Below are 1410 nucleotides of genomic sequence, written 5' to 3'. Positions count from 1 at the left end.
CGCATCTGGATGCGATTTGAGAGTCTTCAGGGCTTCACCTCGGGCGGTTTGCTCCCGCCACCACTGGCGATTTTCTGCTGAATAGTCAGCAAACATTCCCGGCAATTCTTGATTTTCGCGGAGGGCCTTCTGGTACAATTCGTCCCAAAGTTCAGGGTTTTTTTCGATCCATTTTTCCTCGTCGATCTCAGTGGGGGTACTTGGAGAGGCATTGCGCTCTCTCTTGATGTGCATTCGACAGTTAAACCGAACCCGCTTAAGTCGTCGGTTGTGGTATTCAAATTTCGGTTCGATGTGAAGCCCGGTGATTTTCGCGTTGATCTCCTTCACTGGATCATCTATAGCCCGCATTCTGAGATTGCTAGTTCTTTTGTATTCTCCGGGTCCGATTACAAGCCAATCTCGCAGTTCTTCAGGGATTCCAACGTCAAACCACCATTCTTGGGCAGGGTTTCCACCTCGACCCATTTCTGACCTCCAACTCATTGCCCGTTCGTAGATGCGCTGGGAGTAGCGCCCTTCTAACTTAGCAAACTCGGATACTTGGATCTTGTGATAGCCAAGTTGATTCTGGAAGGCTTGTAGGAATGGCCGTTGATCCTCGTCGAAGATGATGGTGATTTCTTTTCGATCATCGTCATAGGCGGTGCGGCGAACCCAGTTGTAGTTCACGAAGGACTTCGGATTCTCTGGGTTGCGAATCTTGAAGGTAGCCTCCTGGGTCCGGTCGAGTGCGGTCTGTATGGCGTAGTAGTTCTGCGAGCCGTCTGTTTTCCCCAGCGCCTTGAGCATGTCCGCTACAGTGATCGTTACAGACATTTCCTGCACGTCTTCGATCTTCACCCGCGCCCAAGCGACCATAAGAACCTGGCGAACGATCACAGGTAGCTTGTAGATCGATCTGGACAGCAAATTAGGTTGTTGCACGTAGTCGGTTGGTAACGGGTCCACAGCCGTGGATCGCACTTCAGAATCACCGTTCATAATATGACTATATATCATGACTACACGTAGAAATCAAGCGTAGATATTTTCCGTAGGATACGTAGTCATATCTCCGTAGGATACGTAGTCATGTTCCGTAGGATACGTAGTCATATCGATCTACAATTACTTTTAAGGCAAGGAGTTAAAAGACCTTAGTATTAGGAGAATTATAAAGAATAATCAGAAGCTGTTAACAATTTTTTTCTCACGTCGAACAGGAGAAGAAATCGGTCGGCGCTATTCCTCGCTTCGCTCGGGCGCCGTCCGCCCCAGAATTCTTATTTTTACACCCTAGATTTCTACATCAGGACCGACGAAAGCCTCTCGGCAATCCGCAGTGAAGGAAGGGGGGAGGCTCACAGGAGCCACAGGAGCCACAGGAGGCTCGGAGAGCCGGTTTCCGGGCCCTGGTGGTATCCAAAC

General features: G+C 49.6%; 1 protein-coding gene. It reads right to left on the bottom strand.

The annotated features are described in order from the left end of the window. A partial coding sequence (locus tag B071_RS17675; RefSeq protein WP_169336355.1) for a replication initiation protein occupies positions 1 to 984 on the bottom strand: 984 nt, incomplete at its 3' end. Positions 985 to 1410: the final 426 nt, after the last annotated feature.

Source organism: Alkalispirochaeta alkalica DSM 8900, from assembly GCF_000373545.1.
Taxonomy (GTDB): domain Bacteria; phylum Spirochaetota; class Spirochaetia; order DSM-27196; family Alkalispirochaetaceae; genus Alkalispirochaeta; species Alkalispirochaeta alkalica.
This window is presented reverse-complemented; position numbering and strand designations above follow the sequence as displayed.